General features: G+C 70.9%; 20 protein-coding genes. 6 read left to right on the top strand and 14 right to left on the bottom strand.

Annotated elements, in window-relative coordinates:
• Positions 1-64: 64 nt before the first annotated feature.
• From AB0M82_RS20650 to AB0M82_RS20615, 8 genes are all read right to left on the bottom strand, one after another.
• Positions 65-1,264 (bottom strand): HAMP domain-containing sensor histidine kinase, encoded by a 1,200-nt coding sequence (locus AB0M82_RS20650; RefSeq protein ID WP_364723981.1) that lies wholly within the window; start codon positions 1,262-1,264, stop codon positions 65-67.
• Complete coding sequence (locus tag AB0M82_RS20645; protein WP_364723978.1) at positions 1,261-1,908, bottom strand: response regulator transcription factor; 648 nt, start codon at positions 1,906-1,908, stop codon at positions 1,261-1,263. The genes AB0M82_RS20650 and AB0M82_RS20645 overlap by 4 nt, the downstream gene beginning before the upstream one ends.
• 64 nt (positions 1,909-1,972) lie before the next feature.
• Positions 1,973-3,253 carry a cation:proton antiporter gene (locus AB0M82_RS20640; protein WP_364723975.1) on the bottom strand — a complete coding sequence of 427 codons (1,281 nt, stop codon included), beginning with the start codon at positions 3,251-3,253 and terminating at the stop codon, positions 1,973-1,975.
• Positions 3,250-4,479 carry a cytochrome P450 gene (locus AB0M82_RS20635; RefSeq protein WP_364723974.1) on the bottom strand — a complete coding sequence of 410 codons (1,230 nt, stop codon included), beginning with the start codon at positions 4,477-4,479 and terminating at the stop codon, positions 3,250-3,252. The genes AB0M82_RS20640 and AB0M82_RS20635 overlap by 4 nt, the downstream gene beginning before the upstream one ends.
• Positions 4,476-5,546 (bottom strand): alpha-hydroxy acid oxidase, encoded by a 1,071-nt coding sequence (locus AB0M82_RS20630; protein WP_364723971.1) that lies wholly within the window; start codon positions 5,544-5,546, stop codon positions 4,476-4,478. Before AB0M82_RS20630 ends, AB0M82_RS20635 begins: the two co-directional genes overlap by 4 nt.
• Positions 5,546-7,087 carry an NAD(P)-binding domain-containing protein gene (locus AB0M82_RS20625; protein WP_364723969.1) on the bottom strand — a complete coding sequence of 514 codons (1,542 nt, stop codon included), beginning with the start codon at positions 7,085-7,087 and terminating at the stop codon, positions 5,546-5,548. Before AB0M82_RS20625 ends, AB0M82_RS20630 begins: the two co-directional genes overlap by 1 nt.
• A gap of 83 nt (positions 7,088-7,170) precedes the next feature.
• Positions 7,171-8,094 carry an aldo/keto reductase gene (locus AB0M82_RS20620; RefSeq protein ID WP_364724243.1) on the bottom strand — a complete coding sequence of 308 codons (924 nt, stop codon included), beginning with the start codon at positions 8,092-8,094 and terminating at the stop codon, positions 7,171-7,173.
• Positions 8,095-8,144: 50 nt separating this feature from the next.
• Entirely contained in the window at positions 8,145-8,546 is a 402-nt protein-coding gene (locus AB0M82_RS20615; protein ID WP_364723967.1) for a MerR family transcriptional regulator, read from the bottom strand.
• An 84-nt stretch (positions 8,547-8,630) separates the two neighbouring features.
• Here AB0M82_RS20615 and AB0M82_RS20610 point away from each other — a divergent pair, with 84 nt between their 5' ends.
• The gene (locus AB0M82_RS20610) at positions 8,631-9,248 is read left to right on the top strand and encodes a TetR/AcrR family transcriptional regulator (RefSeq protein WP_364723964.1); all 618 of its coding nucleotides are present in this window, start codon (positions 8,631-8,633) and stop codon (positions 9,246-9,248) included.
• Here AB0M82_RS20610 and AB0M82_RS20605 read toward each other — a convergent pair.
• The 5 genes from AB0M82_RS20605 to AB0M82_RS20585 are packed head-to-tail and all read right to left on the bottom strand — an operon-like array spanning position 9,221 to position 13,107.
• Positions 9,221-10,474 carry a hypothetical protein gene (locus AB0M82_RS20605; protein ID WP_364723962.1) on the bottom strand — a complete coding sequence of 418 codons (1,254 nt, stop codon included), beginning with the start codon at positions 10,472-10,474 and terminating at the stop codon, positions 9,221-9,223. The genes AB0M82_RS20610 and AB0M82_RS20605 overlap by 28 nt on opposite strands.
• On the bottom strand, positions 10,471-11,049 hold the full coding sequence (locus AB0M82_RS20600) for an RNA polymerase sigma factor (RefSeq protein WP_364723959.1): 579 nt from the start codon (positions 11,047-11,049) through the stop codon (positions 10,471-10,473). Before AB0M82_RS20600 ends, AB0M82_RS20605 begins: the two co-directional genes overlap by 4 nt.
• A 5-nt stretch (positions 11,050-11,054) precedes the next feature.
• On the bottom strand, positions 11,055-12,008 hold the full coding sequence (locus AB0M82_RS20595; RefSeq protein ID WP_364723956.1) for a pentapeptide repeat-containing protein: 954 nt from the start codon (positions 12,006-12,008) through the stop codon (positions 11,055-11,057).
• A 32-nt stretch (positions 12,009-12,040) separates the two neighbouring features.
• Positions 12,041-12,664: a uracil phosphoribosyltransferase gene (upp, locus tag AB0M82_RS20590; RefSeq protein WP_364723954.1), complete on the bottom strand. Its 624-nt coding sequence runs from the start codon at positions 12,662-12,664 to the stop codon at positions 12,041-12,043.
• A 5-nt stretch (positions 12,665-12,669) separates the two neighbouring features.
• The gene (locus AB0M82_RS20585) at positions 12,670-13,107 is read right to left on the bottom strand and encodes a protein-tyrosine phosphatase family protein (RefSeq protein ID WP_364723952.1); all 438 of its coding nucleotides are present in this window, start codon (positions 13,105-13,107) and stop codon (positions 12,670-12,672) included.
• A 92-nt stretch (positions 13,108-13,199) separates the two neighbouring features.
• Here AB0M82_RS20585 and AB0M82_RS20580 point away from each other — a divergent pair, with 92 nt between their 5' ends.
• From AB0M82_RS20580 to AB0M82_RS20565, 4 genes are all read left to right on the top strand, one after another.
• Positions 13,200-13,814: a DUF1707 domain-containing protein gene (locus tag AB0M82_RS20580; RefSeq protein ID WP_364724241.1), complete on the top strand. Its 615-nt coding sequence runs from the start codon at positions 13,200-13,202 to the stop codon at positions 13,812-13,814.
• 121 nt (positions 13,815-13,935) lie between these two features.
• Positions 13,936-14,910 (top strand): deoxyribose-phosphate aldolase, encoded by a 975-nt coding sequence (gene deoC / locus AB0M82_RS20575; protein ID WP_364723949.1) that lies wholly within the window; start codon positions 13,936-13,938, stop codon positions 14,908-14,910.
• Entirely contained in the window at positions 14,910-16,343 is a 1,434-nt protein-coding gene (locus AB0M82_RS20570) for an aldehyde dehydrogenase family protein (RefSeq protein ID WP_364723948.1), read from the top strand. Before deoC ends, AB0M82_RS20570 begins: the two co-directional genes overlap by 1 nt.
• Positions 16,336-17,223 (top strand): aldehyde dehydrogenase family protein, encoded by an 888-nt coding sequence (locus AB0M82_RS20565; protein ID WP_364723946.1) that lies wholly within the window; start codon positions 16,336-16,338, stop codon positions 17,221-17,223. The genes AB0M82_RS20570 and AB0M82_RS20565 overlap by 8 nt, the downstream gene beginning before the upstream one ends.
• A gap of 42 nt (positions 17,224-17,265) precedes the next feature.
• On the opposite strand, the gene AB0M82_RS20560 is transcribed toward AB0M82_RS20565, so the two are convergent.
• Positions 17,266-17,925 (bottom strand): hypothetical protein, encoded by a 660-nt coding sequence (locus tag AB0M82_RS20560; RefSeq protein WP_364723944.1) that lies wholly within the window; start codon positions 17,923-17,925, stop codon positions 17,266-17,268.
• Here AB0M82_RS20560 and AB0M82_RS20555 point away from each other — a divergent pair.
• The gene (locus AB0M82_RS20555) at positions 17,912-18,202 is read left to right on the top strand and encodes a hypothetical protein (RefSeq protein ID WP_364723941.1); all 291 of its coding nucleotides are present in this window, start codon (positions 17,912-17,914) and stop codon (positions 18,200-18,202) included. The two genes, AB0M82_RS20560 and AB0M82_RS20555, sit on opposite strands and share 14 nt — an antisense overlap.
• The last annotated feature ends 7 nt before the right edge of the window (positions 18,203-18,209 follow it).

Here is an 18,209-nt window from a genome sequence, read left to right as displayed (position 1 = left end):
AACTCGCGAGATCCGGCCTCAATCACGCGAGTTACGGCTCTGATCACGCGAGTTACGGCTCTGATCACGCGGGGTCGGCGCGGAGGAGGCGGAGGGTGAACGTCGCTCCGGCGCCGGGGCGGCCGGTGGCCGCGATCGTGCCGCCGTGGCCCGTCACCACCTCGCGGACCAGCGCCAAGCCCAGGCCGAAGCGGCGGCCGTCGCCGTCGGAGCCGCGGGCGAAACGCTCGAAGATGCGGTCCGCGTCGGCCACCGGGAAGCCGGCTCCGGTGTCGTGGACCCGGAGCTCGACGTGCCTTTCGTCGGGCACGCCCAGCGACACCTCGATCGAGCCGCCCGGCGGGGTGTGACCCAAAGCGTTGTCCAGCAACGCCGAAAGCACGCGGCGCAACGCCGTCGGCACGCCCTGGACGACGTACGGCCGCCGCTCGCGCGTCACCGCGAGCCGGACTCGCCGCTCCCCCGCGCGGACCGCTTCCGCCGCGACCGCCTCTTCGGCCAGCACGCCCAGCTCGACCAGCTCCAACGAGGGCCGCTCCCCGCACGCCTGCGCGGAAAGCAACAGGTCCTCGACGACTTCGCCGAGCTCCCGCGTGCCGCGCACCAGCTGGTCGAGGTCGGCCGCGTCGCGGCCGGACGAGCGCCGGGCCAGCAGCTGCGCCCGCGTGTGCAGCCGGGTCAGCGGGGCCCGCAGTTCGTGGGACGCGTCCGCGACGAACGTCCGCTGCCGCCGCAGCGCGTCGGCCAGCGGCCGGATCGCCCGGGAGGCCAGCACCCGCCCGCACACCAGCGCCGCCAGCAGCGCGAGCACTTCGGCGATCCCGAGCCCGAACAGCAGCGACGCGCGGTCCTGGATCTGGTACAGCTCCTCGAAGAACGCCTGCGAGACGACGCCGCCGCGGTTCTCCACCCGGATCGTGTACGTCATCTCGCCGATCAACCGCCGCTCCGTGTGGACGTTCCCGGGCGACGGCACGGTGGCGGCCAACGACGGGAGCGGCATCCCGGCCGGCGGCGTCCCGGCCGGCGCGTGCCCGGTCGGCGTGAACAGCCAGACGCACCCGGGCGGGATCGTGCCGGGGCCGAGCTGGATCGTCCTGGCCAGGGCCCGGTCGGCGTCGGCGTGCTGCCCGGACACCAGCACCCCGTACGCGATCGCGCCCGCGACGGCCACCAGCACGGACACCACGACGGCGATCTGCGCGGTGATCGCCCACCGCGCCCGCCACAGGGCCCGCTCTTCGGGATCGCCGCGGGCGTTCACACGACGCCGATCTGGTACCCGAGGCCGTGCACGGTCCGCACGACGTCCCGGCCGAGCTTGCGCCGCAGATAGTAGACGTAAGTATCCACAATGGACTCACCGGTCGAGTCGGCGAACACCCGCGTGCGCAGCACGGCCCGCGGGTGGATCGCCTTCGGCCGCTGCGCCAGCGTCCGCAGCAGCTCGAACTCCCGCCCGGACAGCGTGATCCGCTCCCCGCGCGGGAGCACGACCTCGTGCCGCCTCAGGTCGAGAGCCGCCGCACCGAGCGGCAGGCACTCCGCGCCCTCGAGGTCACGGCGGCTCAGCGCGCGCAGCCGGGCCAGCAGTTCCTCGGCCTCGAACGGCTTGACGAGGTAGTCGTCGGCGCCGGCGTCGAGCCCGCCGACGCGGTCGGCGAGCTCGCCCAGCGCCGAAAGCACGAGGACCCGCGTGGTCACCGCCCTCGCCCGCAGCCGCCGGAGCAGCTCCAGCCCGTCGAGCACCGGGAGACGGCGGTCGATGATCATCACGTCGTACCGGCCGGTGAGCCCGAGGTGCAGGCCCCGCTGGCCGTCGTGCGCCGCGTCGATTTCGTAGCCTTCGTCCGCGAGCAGCTCGGCCAGCATGCCCGCCAGTTCACGATCGTCTTCGACCAAGAGCACTCTCGGTTTGTTCGCCCCATCGTGCACGAACCCATATTGGCAGTGCTTTTCCCGAATTGAAGAATCAACTTTTCCCGGTCACCGGAACCGGATCGGCCATCAGGAGTACTTCGGTACTCCCCCGGCGGGCATCACGCCGGTCGAGCCAGCTGAGCAGCGGCGCGGTCATGATCGTGGTCACGAGCGCGACGAGCACCAGCACCGTGAACAACGCCGGCGACACGATCCCGGCCGCGAGCCCGACGTTGAGCGCGATCAACTGCATCAGCCCGCGGGCGTTGACGAGTACGCCGACGCGCGTCGCGATGGCCGGCGGCTCGCCGGCCAGCCGTGCCGCGCCCCAGGACGCGCCGAGCTTTCCGATGATCGCGACCACCACGCACAGCACCGCGAACGCGAGCAGCTTCGGATCGGCGAGCAGGGCGAACCGCGTGTTCAAGCCGGAGTAGGTGAAGAACAGCGGCAGAAACACGATCCGCCCGATCGGCATGATCTTCGCGAGCACGGCGTCGGCGGCGGGCGTACGGGGAAACGCGATCCCGACGCAGAACGCGCCGAACACCGCGTACAGCCCGATGACGTCGGTGAACCAGGCGGCCGCGAACAGCGTCAGCGCGGTGATGAGCACCCGCTGGTCGACGGTCACGCGGTCGCTGCCCATCGCCTTGGCCAGCAACCGCCGGCCGACGATGAACACCAGCCCGGCGAACAGGGCGCCGCCGCCCAAGGCGATCGCGACCGGGCCCGCCGACCCGGCGTGCATGCCGAGCACGACCGCCAGCAGGATCCACGCCAGCACGTCGTCGAGCGCGCCGCAGGCCAGCGCCAGCGAGCCGAACCTCGTCGAGGCGATCCCGCGCTCGGTGATGATCCGCGCCAGCATGGGGAACGCCGTGATCGCGAGCGCGACGCCGACGAACGCCACCGAGGTCATCGGCGAGACACCGGGCTTGCCGATGCCCACCCAGCTCAGACCGACCACGCTGACGGCGAACCCGAGGAGCAGCGGTACCAGCGTCCCCGCCGAGGAGATCGCGGCGACCGATTTGCGCGACTTCCCGATGCTGCTCAAATTGAACTCGTACCCCGCGCCGAACATGTAAATTACGAGGCCGATCTGCCCGCCGACGTACAGCAGCGACCGGATGGCGTCCGGGAACAGGGCCGCCTGCACCCCCGGCAGGAGCAGTCCGAGCAACGACGGGCCGAGCAGCACGCCGGAGATCATCTCCCCGACCACCGGCGGCTGGCCCAGCTTGACCGCGACCATGCAGACCAGCCGGACGACCAGAAGGATCACCACCACGGCGAGGAAGAACACCGGTGCCGCTTCCGAGGGGGTCATGACTTTCCTCCGGCGAAGTAGGTGGAGCAAAGGGCTTGGCGACGGGCGTCGAGCACCATGTACGTGCCGAAGACGAGCTGAGCGAAGCTGCGCCAGACGTCCTCCCAGCGGTCCCGGACCGCGAGCCAGGCCAACGGCCGGCGCTTGCGGCGCGTCCCGCGCGGAGTGAGCAGCGCCGGGCCGCGGTTGGGCATCGAGCGCGTGTGGCCGGCAGTGGATGCCAGGCTGAACCGGTGCAGCACCTCGCGCGTCACGACGCGCATGGTCACCGGAGCCAGCCCGCGAGCCGGGCAGGCGCGGTTCTGGGTTACGCCGAAGGGGATGAACTCGTCCGGTGTGGACTGTTCGGCGAAATCGGGGTAGCTGAAGCACAGCACCGTCCCGGCCGGGATGGTGAGGTCGTCCAGCTCGATGTCGGCGGTGGAGATCCGGTGCGCGATGCCGAACAGCGGATACTCACGCAACCCGTCGTCGATGACGCGGTCGATGTCCTCCGGGTGGTCGACGAGCCGCTGCTGGACGTCGGCGTTCTGCGCGATGATCATCAGCAGGTGCGCCATCGCCTCCGACATCTGCACGACGGCGGTGGTGAAGAACGTGCCCTGCAGGTAGTAGGCCTGCTCCTCTGGTGTCAGGGACTCCGGGAGCGGGTGCGGGACGTCGGCGAGGCGCTGCCTGAGGTACTTCGTCAGCCGCGCCCGGCGGCGCATGTTCCGCGGCCGCACACACTTCAGCGCCGAGGCGACGTCGTCCGCGTGCGCCACGATGAGGTCCCGCGCTTCCGGCGGGCACGGCTCGTCGAACACCAGCTCGTAGTACAGCTCGGCCCAGATCGGCATCATCTCGTCGCGCAGCCGGACGAGCCCGGGGCGGACGCCGTCCAGGACGTGGCAGGCGACGCGCCGGGTCAGCTCTTCGGAGTCCTTTTTGGACCTGATCAGGATGTGGCGGGTGCACTTGGCGACCTCGTCGTAGCGCGGCCCGGCTTCGAGGTGTTCCTGGTGCACCTCGGGCCCCGGCGACAGCCAGTACCAGAACAGGTCGGACAGCGCGGCGCCGCGGCTGCGGCCGTTCGCCGCCGGGTCGGCGTAGACGCGCAGGAAGTCGCCGACGCCGACCTGCGGGCCCGGGATCGTCACCGCGTCCTGGCCGTTGACCAGCGCGAAGATCCTCATCCGCAGCGCGACAACGCGGCCAGGCAGCCAGGCGAGCACATTGCCGATCATCGCCGCACCTGGTCCGGGGTGAGGTCCGCCGGGTGCCGCCCGCCGCACATGGCGAGGGCCTGGTCGAAGTCCGCCCGCAGCAGTTCGAGCACCTCCGAGACGCCTTCGCGCCCGGCCGCGGCCAGCCCCCACACCACCGGCCGGCCGACGCCGACCGCGTCCGCGCCGAGGGCGAGCGCCTTGACGACGTCGGTGCCGCGGCGGATCCCGCCGTCCAGCAGCACCGGCATCGCCCCGCCGATTGCCGCCGCGATCTCGGGGAGCACGTCGATGGTGGCGGGCACGGTGTCGAGCTGGCGGCCGCCGTGGTTGGACACGACGATCCCGGCGACGCCGTGGTGCACCGCCAGCCGCGCGTCCTCGGCGTGGAGCACGCCCTTGATGAGCACCGGCAGCTTCGTCTTCCCCCGCAGCCAGGCGATGTGGTCCCAGTTCAGCCCGGCGGACATGACGATCTCCCGGACATGGCTCGCGTTGCCGCCGCTGCGGTTCTCGCCGAGGTTGCGGAGGTTCTCCACGACCAGCCCCGGCGGCAGGTCGTGGAAGTCGTTGCGGTCGTCGCGATCGCGGCGGCCGAGCACCGGCGAGTCGACGGTGACGACGAACGCCTTGACGCCCGCGGCTTCGGCCCGGCGCACGATCGCCTCGGTGAACTCCAGGTCCGGCTGCAGGTACAGCTGGAACCACAGGCCCGGGTCGGGCGTGACCTCGCGGGCCGCGGCGGCGATGTCCTCGATCGCCGTGGTGGCGGCCATGCTGACGATCATGATCGTGCCCGCGGCCGCCGCCGCCCTGGCCGTGGCGAGCTCGCCGTCGGCGTGTGCGAGCCGGTGGAACGCCGTCGGCGCGACGAGGATCGGCATCGACGACGGCGTCCCGAGCAGGGTCAGGCTCAGGTCGCGCTTGTCACTCCCGCGCAGCACCCGCGGCAGCAGCCGGAGCCGCTGGAACGCCGTCTCGTTCTCCCGCAGGGTGATTTCGTCCTGCGCGCCGCCGGCGAAGTAGTCGTAGTGCACCGGGTCGAGGTGCTCCCGGGCCGCCGCCTCGAACTCCGCGACCGTGCGCATCACAGCTCCCGGGCGAAGTACGCGGTCAGCGGTTCGACGTGCACCTCTTTGTCCCATTCGTTCTCGAGGTTCTCGGTGACGTGGTGAGTGGCGACCAGCTCGCCGCGGCGGTAGTGCCGGACGATCGGGTGGAGGTAGTGGCCCTCGCCGTGGTCGTTGGCCTCGTCCTGGCTGGCGCGCGCGACGAAGTCGAACGGGTCGACCTTGTCGTGGTCGGGGCCGTAGTCGAGGGTGACGACGAAGGCGTCGTCCGGCGGGTCCTCCAGCACCCGGTCCACCGGCACCTCTTCGAGGTAGCGGGCGGTGTCGCCGTCGATCACGAGCACGTCGCCGAGGAAGCCGAACTGCTGGTACAGCGCGGAAGTCCGGTTGATCCGGGTGATCACGGCGTCGGTCAGCGCGTCCGGTTTGGCGAGCAGCTCGGTGTGCGGCCACGACGTGCCGTGATACCGCTCGTTCAGCACCTTGACCAGGGCGCGGGCGCCGTAGCGGAAGCCGTGGATGAACGCACTGGTGGCCTTCTTGAAGTCGCGGACCTGCGTGATCGTGCCGGCGAAGTAGAGGCCGGGCACGTTGACCGACTCCCAGCTCGGCGTCTGCGCCGGGAACCGGTCGTCGATGACGAGGTCCGGGCGGCAGTCCTCGTCGAACAGCGAGGCGTCGAACCGGAAGCCGGTGCAGGCGATCACGCGGTCGTAGCGGATCTCCTTGATGACCTCGTCGACGCGGGCGAAGGAGAACTTGACGTGGTAGCCGTCGGCGTCCCGCCGGATCTCGCGGACGTCGCCGTCGAGGATCGCGTGCTGCAGCTTGAGCTGGTACATGTCGAGGATGCCCGCGTTGTACGCGCGGAGGTGGCCGACGAAGTGGGTGCGCCAGGCCAGCTTCACCGGCCGCGGGCCGCCGACGTGCACGACCGCCGCCTTCTCGATCAGGTTGTCCGCGGTTTCGAAGGCGGAGTTCCCCTTGCCGAGCACCAGGACGCGCTGGTCGGTGAACTCCCCGGGGTCGACCGAGACGTCGACGTATTGGTCGATCAGCTCGACGCCGGGGAACCGCGGAATGTACGGCTTGGTGACACCGGTGGCCATGATCAGCCGGCGTGCGCTGAATTCGACGTCACCGGCGGTGAGCATGAAGAGAGCGCTTTCCGGGTCACGGCGGATCCGCGTCACCCGGGTGTCGTAGCGGACGTTCACGCCGTACTTCGCCGCGTAGTCGGCGAGATAGCGAAGAAGGTCTTCGGCCGCGGGGAAGAGCATGTCGCTGTACTGCGTGAACAGCACCGGGTCGTCGTCGCCGTCGGCGAGGATCGAGTTCCAGTCCATCCGGAGGTTCAGCTCCGGGTCGGTGTACCCCGTGTGCTTCTTGTTGATGGAGATGAGCGTCCGGTGCCGGGGAAAGGTCTCGAAGAAGTGGCCGGGCGCGGAGCCGGCCTCCAGCACCAGGTACCGGTGCCCGGCGCGGCCGAGGAACTGCCCCAGCTGCAGCCCGGCCGGCCCGGCGCCGACGACCAGATAATCGAGCACTTCCTCCGCCACGACGACCTCCTGGGGCTCGGCACCGATCGCATGAATCGGCGCCGAGCCTGCTCCGGAGATCTCAGAAAAGGCTCAGAAGCGCGTTACTTCCCGGCCGCGCGGGCGAGCCGCTCGGGATAGCGCTCGCCGGCGATCGCGTCCGCCGGCGCGGCCGCCTCGATGGCCGCCAGGTCGGCCGCCGTCAGCTCCAGCGACGCCGCCGCGACGTTCTCCTCGAGGTACTTGCGGCGCTTGGTGCCCGGGATCGGCACGACGTCCTCGCCGTGGGACTGCACCCACGCCAGCGCGAGCTGCCCGGCGGTGACGCCCTTCTCGTCCGCCAGCTTCCGGAGCGCGTCGACGATCGCCATGTTGCGCTCGAAGTTGCCCTCGGCGAACCGCGGCAGCCCGCGGCGCATGTCGTCCTCGGGGAGGTCCTTCACCGACGTCACCGCGCCGGTGAGGAACCCCCGGCCCAGCGGCGAAAACGGCACGACGCCGATGCCGAGCTCCCGGCACGTGTCCAGGACTTCCCCTTCGATGCCGCGGGTCCACAGCGACCATTCGCTCTGCAACGCGGTGACCGGGTGCACGGCGTGCGCGGCCCGGATCGTCGCGGCACTGGCCTCCGAGATGCCCGCGTACCGGATCTTCCCGGCCTCAACCAGGGAAGCCAGCGCGCCCCACGTCTCTTCGATCGGCGTGTCCGGGTCGACGCGGTGCTGGTAGTAGAGGTCGATGTGGTCGACGCCGAGCCGGCGCAGCGACTCGTCGCAGCTCTGCTTGACGTAGTCGGCGTCGCCACGGGCGCCCATCGCGCCGTCGGTCCACACGATGCCGAACTTCGTCGCGAGCACGACCTCGTCGCGGCGGGCGGCGATCGCGCGGCCGACCAGCTCTTCGTTGACGCCGTTCGCGTAGACGTTCGCGGTGTCCAGCAGCGTCACCCCGAGGTCGAGCGCCCGGTGGACCGTCGCGATCGACTCCTCGTCGTTGTCGCGGACGCCGTAGGCCTGGCTCATCCCCATGCAGCCCAGCCCCTGGGCACTGACTTCCAGTTCGCCGAGCTTCCTGGTCTTCACGCGGAAATCTCCTCCATACCCGGTTCGATACCGAGCGCCTTCTGCTCGATCCGGTCGTAGTTGTCGATCTTGTAGTCGAGGATGTCGAGGCACCCCTGGAGCTCGGCGATCCGCTCGGCGACCGACCGGCGCTGCTCCACCAGCAGGGCCTTGCGGCGGCCCGCGCTGGCGACGCCGTGGCGGCGCAGCGACGCGTACTCGCGCATGCTCTTGATGGGCATCCCGGTGGTGCGCAGCTTGGTCAGGAACCCCAGCCAGCTGAGGTCGTCGTCGGAGTACGCCCGGCGGCCCGCGGCGTCCCGGGCGGGCGGCTCGAGCAGTTTGATGCGCTCGTAGTACCGGAGGGTGTCGATGGACAGTCCGCTACGTCGAGCGGCTTCCGCTATCGAGTAGCTCATGGGCCCGACAGTACGACCTGGAGTGCACTCCAGGTCAACTCCCGGCCCTGGTGATCCATAACAGCGTTCCGATACGCTGCGTGCATGGCTCGCCCCCGCACGCACGACGAAGCGCTCCGGCTGAAGCTCCTCGACCGCGCGGGCGAGCTCATCGCCGCCGACGGGCCGAAGGCGCTTTCCCTCCGGAAGCTGGCCGCCGACGCCGGGACGTCGACCACCGCCGTCTACTCCCTCTTCGGCGGCAAACCCGACCTGGTGAATGCCCTCTACACCGAAGGCTTCCGCCGCTTCGGCGCCCGGATGGCCGGCACTGTGCTGACCGGCGACGCGATCGGGGACCTCGTCGCGCTGGGCAGCGCCTACCGGGCGAGCGCACTGGCCGACCCGAACCTGTACGGGATCATGTTCACCAGGTCGGTGCCGGGTTTCGAGCCCAACGAAGACGCCGAGAAGCTGGCCAGGAAGACGCTGGAACCCCTGGAGCGGATCATCCGCCGCGCGATCGCCGACGGCGTCTTCGTCGACGTCCCGCCCGAGACGGTCGCGGTCGGCTGCTGGGGCATCGTGCACGGCCTGGTCTCCCTGGAACTGACCGGCAACCTGCCAGAGGGGTTCGACGTCACCGGCTCGTACGAGGCGGCCTTGCGCGCGAACGCCTCCGGCTGGCTGCGGCCTCAGGCCAACGGCAACGACCCGTCGTAGACGAGGGTGTTCTTCGCGTCCCACGCCCGGATGTGCACCTTCGCGTCACGCGTCCCGCCGGCGCTCTTCGGCACCCAGACGAGCGCCATGCCGTCGGTGACCGCCGTGTCGGCGCCGTCGCCGCCGTCGAACTCGAAGCCCGCCGCGGTCGCCGAGGCGGGCAACACCACGGGGAACGGCGTCCGGGACTTCCCCCGCTCGCCGCCCGCTTCGACCGCGCCCAGGGTGCTCACCGACAGGGTGCGGGCCGGGGCCTGCCGGTTGTCGACGAGGTCGGGGTAGGCACGGGCCTGCGTCTTCCCCGGCCGCTGGTAGTCCGGTTCCCGCGTGCAGACGATCACCCGGTCGCCCCGGCGGCCCATGACGACGTGGTAGTCGTGTTCTTCCACCAGCGGTCCCGGCCGGTAGGCCGCGGCGTCCGGGATGACTTCCTCGGCGTCGGCGAGACAGTCGCCCAGTGCCCGCCCCGCCGCGGAGGTCCGGTCGGCCGGTTCCGGGCGGTCGGTCACCGAGAGCAAGGGCGCTGGGGCGGACGGCAGCTCCACGCTCCGGGGCGGCCCCGACCCGGCGTCGGTGAGCGCGAGCCGCGTCCGGTCCGGAGCGGTGCGCGTGAACACGACGAACTGGCGGCTGACCGGCGAGAACTCGACTTCGTTCCCGCCTGCCGAGCGGAGCGTCGACGCCAAAAAGCTCGCCTTCGGCCAGGCCGGGTCCAGCACGCCGCCGACCAGCCCGGTCGCGCTGTGCAGCAGCAGCCCGGACCTGCTGTCCGGACCGTAGGCGGGTGTGGCCCCCGGATCCGACAGGGTCACGGTCGTCCCGGTCGTCTCGCAGAACATCGGCTTGCCTTCGGCGGTGGCTGCGACCACCGCGTCCTCGGCCTGCTCTTCGGTGAACAGCGGGACCCAGTCCGCGCGCGGCGGCACCCGATCGGTCTTGCCCGCCGCCTGGACCGCGGCCCAGCAGCGGTCAAGGGACGACGTCGCGAGCTTGGCGTCGAGCGTCAGCCCGCCGGTGACCGCGGGTGGCACCTCGGCAGGCTGCCGCAGCTGCCGCGTCACGACGACCGCACCCACGGCCAGTACCAGCACCGCGGCCGCGGCGGCGTACCAGATGTGCCTGGTCCGGCGCGGCCGCGCGATGCCATGGCGGACTTCGGCGCGCAGCCGGTCGCGGACGTCGTCCGGCAGCGCCCGCCGCGGCGGGACCCCGAATTCGGCGTTCATTTCTCCTCCAGCATCGTGCGCAGGCGGGCGCGGGCCCGGGACAGGTGCGAGCGGACGGTGACCTCCGCGACCGACAGCAGCGCGGCGGCGTCGGCCATACTCAGGTCGCCGAGCAGGCAGAGTTCGACGACTTCCCGCTGCGACTTCGGCAGCGCCCGGACGGCGTCGATGACCTCGCGCAGCCGCCGCTCGCCGTCGACCTGCTCGGCGACGGCTTCGGCGTGGTCGGCCACCACCGGCGGGTCCGGGATCTTCCGGATCAGCCGCAGCCGCCGTTTCGCGCCGCGGTGCTCGGAACGGGCGAGGTTGCCCGCGACCGTGTAGAGCCACGGCAGCGCGCTGTCCCGCACGAGCTTGACGTCCCGGCGCTTACGCCAGGCGATGAGGAAGGTGTTCGAGGTGAGGTCCTCGGCGGCGGCCCACGACCCGGTCAGCCGGTAGGCGTGGTTCCAGACGGCCTGGACGTGGCGCTCGAACAGCGCGGTGAACGCGCTTTCGTCGCCCGTGGCCGCGCGGCCCCACAGGTCACGATCACCGCGCACCGATTCCCCCGGCCCGGTCAGCTCAATGGTCACACCGGCTAGTGGCCGGCCGCCTCACCGTTGTTGCGAGGCCGGTCGGATTCCCTCGCGAAGAACGCCTGGTCGAGGTCGAACTCGTGCTTGCTGCGCTCGAAGACGGCCTCAGCCTCGAACCGCGTGTGGTGGAGCCGCAGGCCGCCGATCGAGGACGTCCGCGCGAACCGGGCGGCGCCGCGGAACCGGGCCCAGGAGAAGAAGGCGCCACCATCGAACGCCGACCGGTCGAAGTTCGCCAATGCGGCGAACTCGGTGCCGTAGAACCCCACCCGCTGGTCGAAGGTGGTTTGCTGCATGTGCACCGCACCGACGAACCAGGCGTGGCTGAAGTCGGCGGCCTGCACATGGCAGCCGCTGAGCCGGAAGTCGACCAGCGCCGCGCGTTGCAGGTCGATCGACATACCCGGCCAGAACGCGGGGTCGTCGCGGCGCAGGTGGGTGCGCAGCAGTTCCTGCGCGGCGAGCCGGACCTGCAGCTCGGCGGCGTCGTAGTCAGGTGCCTTCTGCTCGCGCCGCACCGCGTCGGCGCCGCGGATGCCCTCCTTGGGGCCCTCGAAGGGCATCCGCAGGTAGGCGCACAGCACGTTGACGATGGTCTGGCGCTGCTTCGGGTTGTCCTGTCCGAGCCGTTCGAGCGCGTACAGCCCGCCGAGCCGCACCGGCGCCTTGTCGCTGCCGAGCTGCTCGACGGCCTTCGTGTACAGCTCGGTGACCCGCCGCTCCTCCAGGTCCCGCTCGGTTATGCCCGCGACCCGGGTCGCCTCGGCCAGCTGCAGTTCGAGCGTGCGCTGGCGGCGCGTCGCCAGCCACAGCGCGAACACCCCGCCCGCGCCGGCACCGACGCCGAACGCCGTCTTGACCGCGTCGATCCGCACCGGCGCGTCGGACCGTCCGGACCAGGCCAGGAACAGCCAGAGCAGCCCGCCCGTGACGGTGGCGACCGCGACGGCGGTCACGGCGATCCACCGCCACTTCAGCACCGGCAAGGCTAGACGGCGCCGTACTGGCGGTCGCCCGCGTCGCCGAGGCCCGGGACGATGAAGCCCGAGTCGTTGAGGCGCTCGTCGATGCTCGCCGTGACCACCCGCACCGGCAGGCCGGTCTGCTCCAGACGCGCCAGGCCTTCCGGCGCGGCCAGCGCGCAGATGGCCGTGACGTCGTCGGCGCCGCGGTGGGTGAGCAGCCGGATCGTGTACTCCATCGAGCCGCCGGTGGCGAGCATCGGGTCGAGCACCAGCACCGGCCGGTCGGCCAGCGACTCCGGCAGGGACTCCAGGTACGGCGTCGGCTTCAGCGTCTCCTCGTCGCGCGCGAGGCCGACGAAGCCCATCTGCGCGTCGGGGATCAGCTTGTGCGCCTGGTCGGCCATGCCCAGCCCGGCGCGCAGCACCGGCACCAGCAGCGGCGGCTTGGCCAGCCGGTAGCCCTCGGTGCGGGCGACCGGCGTGTGGATCCGCTCGGTCTTCACCGGCACGCCGCGCGTGGCTTCGTAGACCAGCATGACGGTCAGCTCGTGCAGCGCGGCCCGGAACGCGGCGCTGTCCGTGCGCGCGTCGCGCATCGTGGAGAGCCGGGCCTTCGCGAGGGGGTGATCGACGACGTGCACATCCATGCGGGTCAATCTAGCCGCCTCGCGAACCTTTTCACCCAGCCGCGCTGCCAGGGTGTTTCGACGGCTCTTTCGTTGTAGTGCTCCCGGACCCAGGCGACGGCGTCCTCGGCCGGGATGCCGGAGAGAACGGCCAGGCAGGCCAGCACCGTGCCGGTCCGCCCGGCGCCGCCGTAGCAGGCGACCTCGACGCTCTCGCCCGCCTTCGCGCGGGCGTGCAGGGCGACGATCGATCTTGTCGCGGCCTGGCCGTCCAGCGGCAGCAGGAAGTCGGGCCAGGTGATCCATTCCTGCGCCCAGGTGACGCCGCCGCCGTGCTTGCGCCGCAGTTTCTTCGTCCCCAGGTACAGCCCGAAGTCCGGCGCCGGGCCGTCCGGCGCGGGACGGGCGAGCCCCCGCCCCCGGACCCGGACGCCGTCGGGGAATTCCACCGTGTTCGCTCCCATCGCCCCATCCTGCCCGTGTCCGCCGGAAGATGGACACGAAGCGTCGCCTTCGCCGCTAGGCTGCCCAGGTGAGCGAACTGACGCCCGACCAGATGCGGGCTTCCGACGCCGACCGTGAGCGCGTCGCCCAGGTGCTGCACAACGCCCTCTCGGAAGGGCGGATCACCGTGAACGAGCTGGAAGAGCGGCTCACGACGGTTTACGCGGCGAAGACGCTCGGCGAACTCAAACCGGTGACGGCCGACCTGCCGGCGTCGGCCACGTCGATCGAGCCGTCGGCCACGCGGGCGCTGGGCTTCCCGGACCAGCGGATCGGCGGCCACCCGGGTTCGCCGGTCTCGATCGGCGTCATGTCCGGCGCGGTCCGCAAGGGCAGCTGGGTCCTGCCCCCGCAGCACAACAGCTTCGCGTTCTGGGGCGGCACGGAAATCGACCTGCGCCAGGCCCGCTTCGCGGACAAGAACTGCACGATCACGGCGGTCGCGATCATGGGCGGCATCCAGATCACGGTCCCGGACGACATCAACGTGGACGTCACGGGCATCGGCTTCATGGGCGGCTTCCTGCTGGAGGACAAGTCGGGAGCACCCCCGGCCCCGCCGACGGCCCCGACGGTGAAGATCAACGGCCTCGGCTTCTGGGGCGGCGTGGTCGTGTACCGGAAACCGGCGAAGCGCTCGGAGCCGCCGCAGGTCGAAGGAGCCTGACCCCCGGCCTCTTACGCCGCAAGTGACGCGCGGAGCCCGGAACGTCACATCGGGTGACCGACTTCCGGACGCCGCGCAGCGTCGGACTCCACTGTCGGACCCGCCGCCTAGACTCAGCGGCATGACAGCCACGACCAGCACGTCAGCGGCGCCGGTCACCCCGGCACCGCTGGCGGACGCGACTCGCGACGACGCGAGCCTGCGCCGCTTCCTGCTCGGGCTGCCCGGTGTCGACCAGGTCGGCGTCGAGCAGCGTGCGGCGGCCCTCGGCACGCGCAGCATCAAGAAGGACGCCAAACGGTGGGCCATCGACACCGCCATCTCGATGGTCGACCTGACCACCCTCGAAGGCGCCGACACCCGCGGCAAGGTCCGGGCGCTCGCCGCGAAGGCGGTCCGCCCCGACCCCGAACGCCAGGACACCCCGCGCGTCGCCGCCGTCTGCGTGTACCCGGACCTGGTCGCGACCGCCGTCGAGGCGCTGAAGGGCAGCGGCGTCCACGTCGCCAGCGTCGCCACCGGCTTCCCCGCCGGGCGGACCAGCCGTGAGATCAAGCTGGCCGACACCAAGATCGCCGTCGACGCGGGCGCGCACGAGGTCGACATGGTGATCGACCGCGGCGCCTTCCTCGAAGGCCGGTACATGGCCGTCTTCGAGGAGATCCAGGCGATCAAGGCCGCCTGCGGCGACGCCCACCTGAAGGTCATCCTCGAAACCGGCGAGCTGGCGACCTACGACAACGTGCGGCGCGCGTCGTGGCTGGCGCTGCTGGCCGGCGGCGACTTCATCAAGACGTCCACCGGCAAGGTCTCCCCCGCCGCGACGCTGCCGGTCACCCACATCATGCTGCAGGCCGTCCACGACTGGCACGGGCAGACCGGTGAGCTGCGCGGCGTCAAGCCCGCGGGCGGCATCCGGACCACGAAGGACGCGATCAAGTACCTGGTCGCGGTGCACGAGGTGGCCGGCGAGCAGTGGCTGACCCCGGACCTGTTCCGCTTCGGCGCGTCCAGCCTGCTCAACGACCTGCTGCTGCAGCGCCGCACCCAGGTGGACGGCCACTACAGCGGCCCCGACTACGTGACGGTGGACTGATGCCTGTTTTCGAGTACGCACCGGCGCCGGAGTCGCGCGCCATCGCGAACCTGAAGGACCACTACAAGCCGTTCGTCGACGGCGAGTTCGTCGACGGCACCGGCGAGCCGCTCAAGACGATCAATCCGGCCACCGAAGAGGTCCTGGCCGAGGTCGGCACCGCGTCGAAGTCCGATGTGGACATCGCGGTCAAGGCGGCCCGCAAGGCGTACACGAGTGTCTGGTCGAAGATGCCGGGCACCGAGCGCGCCAAGTACCTCTTCCGCATCGCGCGGCTCATCCAGGAGCGCTCGCGCGAGCTGGCGGTGCTGGAGAGCCTCGACAACGGCAAGCCGATCAAGGAGTCGCGCGACTCCGACGTCCCGACGGCGGCGGCGCACTTCTTCTACCACGCGGGCTGGGCCGACAAGCTGGAGTACGCGGGCTACGGCGCGAACCCGAAGCCGCTGGGCGTCGCGGGCCAGATCATCCCGTGGAACTTCCCGCTGCTGATGCTGGCCTGGAAGATCGCGCCCGCGCTGGCCACGGGCAACACCGTGGTGCTGAAGCCGGCCGAGACGACGCCGCTGACCGCGCTGGTCTTCGCCGAGATCTGCCAGCAGGCCGAGCTGCCGCCGGGCGTGGTGAACATCCTGCCGGGCGCCGGCGACATCGGCGCGTCCATTGTGGAGCATTCCGGCATCGACAAGATCGCGTTCACCGGGTCCACCGAGGTCGGCAAGGCGATCCAGCGCCAGGTCGCGGGCACGGCGAAGAAGCTGACGCTGGAGCTGGGCGGCAAGGCGGCGAACATCGTCTTCGAGGACGCGCCGCTCGACCAGGCGATCGACGGCATCGTCAACGGCATCTTCTTCAACCAGGGCCACGTCTGCTGCGCGGGCTCGCGGCTGCTGGTGCAGGAGTCCGTCGCGGACGAGGTGCTGGAGAAGCTGCGCTACCGCGTGTCGACCCTGCGGATCGGCGACCCGCTTGACAAGAACACCGACATCGGCGCGATCAACTCCGCCGAGCAGCTGGCCAAGATCCGCGGGCTCGTGGAGTCCGGTGACGCCGAGGGCGCGCAGCGGTGGACCAGCCCGTGCCCGGTGCCGGACCGCGGGTTCTTCTTCGCCCCCACGGTGTTCGCGGACGTCCACCAGTCGATGCGGATCGCCCGCGAAGAGATCTTCGGCCCGGTGCTGTCGGTGCTGACCTTCCGCACCCCGGACGAGGCCGTCGCCAAGGCGAACAACACGCCGTACGGGCTGTCGGCCGGCATCTGGACCGAAAAGGGCTCCCGGATCCTGTGGATGGCGAACCAGCTGCGCGCCGGTGTGGTCTGGGCCAACACCTTCAACCGCTTCGACCCCGCCGCGCCGTTCGGCGGCTACCAGGAATCCGGCTTCGGACGCGAAGGCGGCCGCACCGGGCTGGAGGCTTACCTCAGTGTCTGATTCAACCGCGAAGCAGTCCGACCGGATCTCCGTCGCCAAGACGTACAAGCTGTACATCGGCGGCAAGTTCCCCCGCTCGGAGTCCGGCCGGGTGTACCCGGTGACCGGCCCGAAGGGCAAGTTCCTCGCCAACGCGGCGCACGCGTCCCGCAAGGACGTCCGCGACGCGGTGGTGGCGGCGCGCAAGGCGTTCCCCGGCTGGTCGTCGGCGACGGCGTACAACCGCGGCCAGGTGCTCTACCGGGTGGCCGAGGTGCTGGAAGGCCGTCGCGACCAGTTCGCCGCGGAAGTGTCCGCTTCGGAGGGCCTGTCGGCGAAGAAGGCGGAGGCCGTGGTGGACGCGGCCATCGACCGCTGGGTCTGGTACGCGGGCTGGACGGACAAGATCGCTTCCGTGCTGGGTTCGGCCAACCCCGTGGCGGGCCCGTACTTCTCGTTCACGGTCCCGGAGCCGACCGGCGTGGTGGGCATCCTGGCGCCGCAGCAGTCGTCGCTGCTGGGGCTGGTCAGCGTGCTGGCCCCGGTCCTGGCCACCGGCTCGACGGCGGTGGTGGTCTCGAGCGCGGAGCGTCCCCTCCCGGCGATCACGCTGTCCGAGGTCCTGGCGACGTCGGACGTCCCGGGCGGGGTGGCGAACATCCTCACGGGCCACGCCGCGGAGCTGGGCCCCTGGCTGGCTTCCCACGGCGACGTCAACGCCCTCGACCCGACCGGGGCTTCCCCGGCCGATCGCCCGGGCTTGGCGCGCGAAGCGGCGAACACGGTGAAGCGGGTGTTGACGGTCCCGGAGACGGAACCGGACTGGACGGCGGCGCCGGACCTGTCGCGGCTGCGGAGGTACCTGGAGGCCAAGACCGTCTGGCACCCGCTGGGCGTCTGAGGTCGCCGGAGTCGGCCACCGCCGGGTTCGCCCGCGCGGTGGCTAACTCATCGTCACCGAGAAGTCCGTCAGCGTGAACCGCGCCTTGCCGCCGCCGGTCGAGCAGAATTCGATGCCGTAGCCGATCTGGTTGACCGTCGGATTCGACGGGACGAAGCCCTTGCCGATGGCCCACGCGATCATGGCCTTCAGGTCGACGCTCCCCGAGTACTGCGTCGAGCGCGAGACGAACGCGACGTAGCCGTCGTCGTCCACCCAGACGTCGTACGTGGCGCCGGCCGCCGTGTACGTCGTCAGCTTGTCGCCCGAGGGGACCTGCTTCAGGTTCTCCGTCCACACCATCAGCTCGGTGACGCCGTTCCCGTCGCCCACGCCGTTGAGCCACAGGTCGTACGCCACGTCGTAGATGCCGGCGCCCGGCCCGCGGCCGGCGAACGTGGATTTGATGACCGAATAGTCGTTGAACGGTTTCCCGTTCAGGTCGTTGATGTCCTTGTGCACATTCGGATAGGTTTTCACCGACGTCGACGAAGGCTGTACGGAATCGACGTACCAATTGTTGTACGCGCAGGCTCGCAGCGTCTCCGGACCCGCTTCGCCGGCGTTCCACATGTTGTTGTGGACGTAGTAGCCGCCGCTCGACCAGCCGCCGTCGGGCTCACTGGTCGAGAACTCGGGACTGCCGCAGTTGCGCACCGGCATCACCGGCGGCGGACTCGGTGCAGGTCGCGGCGCACTCGACGGGATCGGCGGGATCGAGGTGGCGGGCGCGAAGGAAGTGCCGGGCGCGTCCGAGGACGTCGTCACCGGAGACACGGAGGGCGGCAGCGTGGCCGGCGCCGCGACCGCACTGCCGGCCGGGTTGCCACCATCACCGCCGCCGCACCCGGCCAAAAGAAAGGGAATGACCAACAACGCAGATTTTCGTCGCATTTTCCCGCCCGCGGACGCAATTCCGGCAGAACGAGGCGGACCCTAACACGAAA

It is taken from the genome of Amycolatopsis sp. NPDC051128 (assembly GCF_040682715.1).
Classification (GTDB): Bacteria; Actinomycetota; Actinomycetes; order Mycobacteriales; family Pseudonocardiaceae; genus Amycolatopsis.
This window is presented reverse-complemented; position numbering and strand designations above follow the sequence as displayed.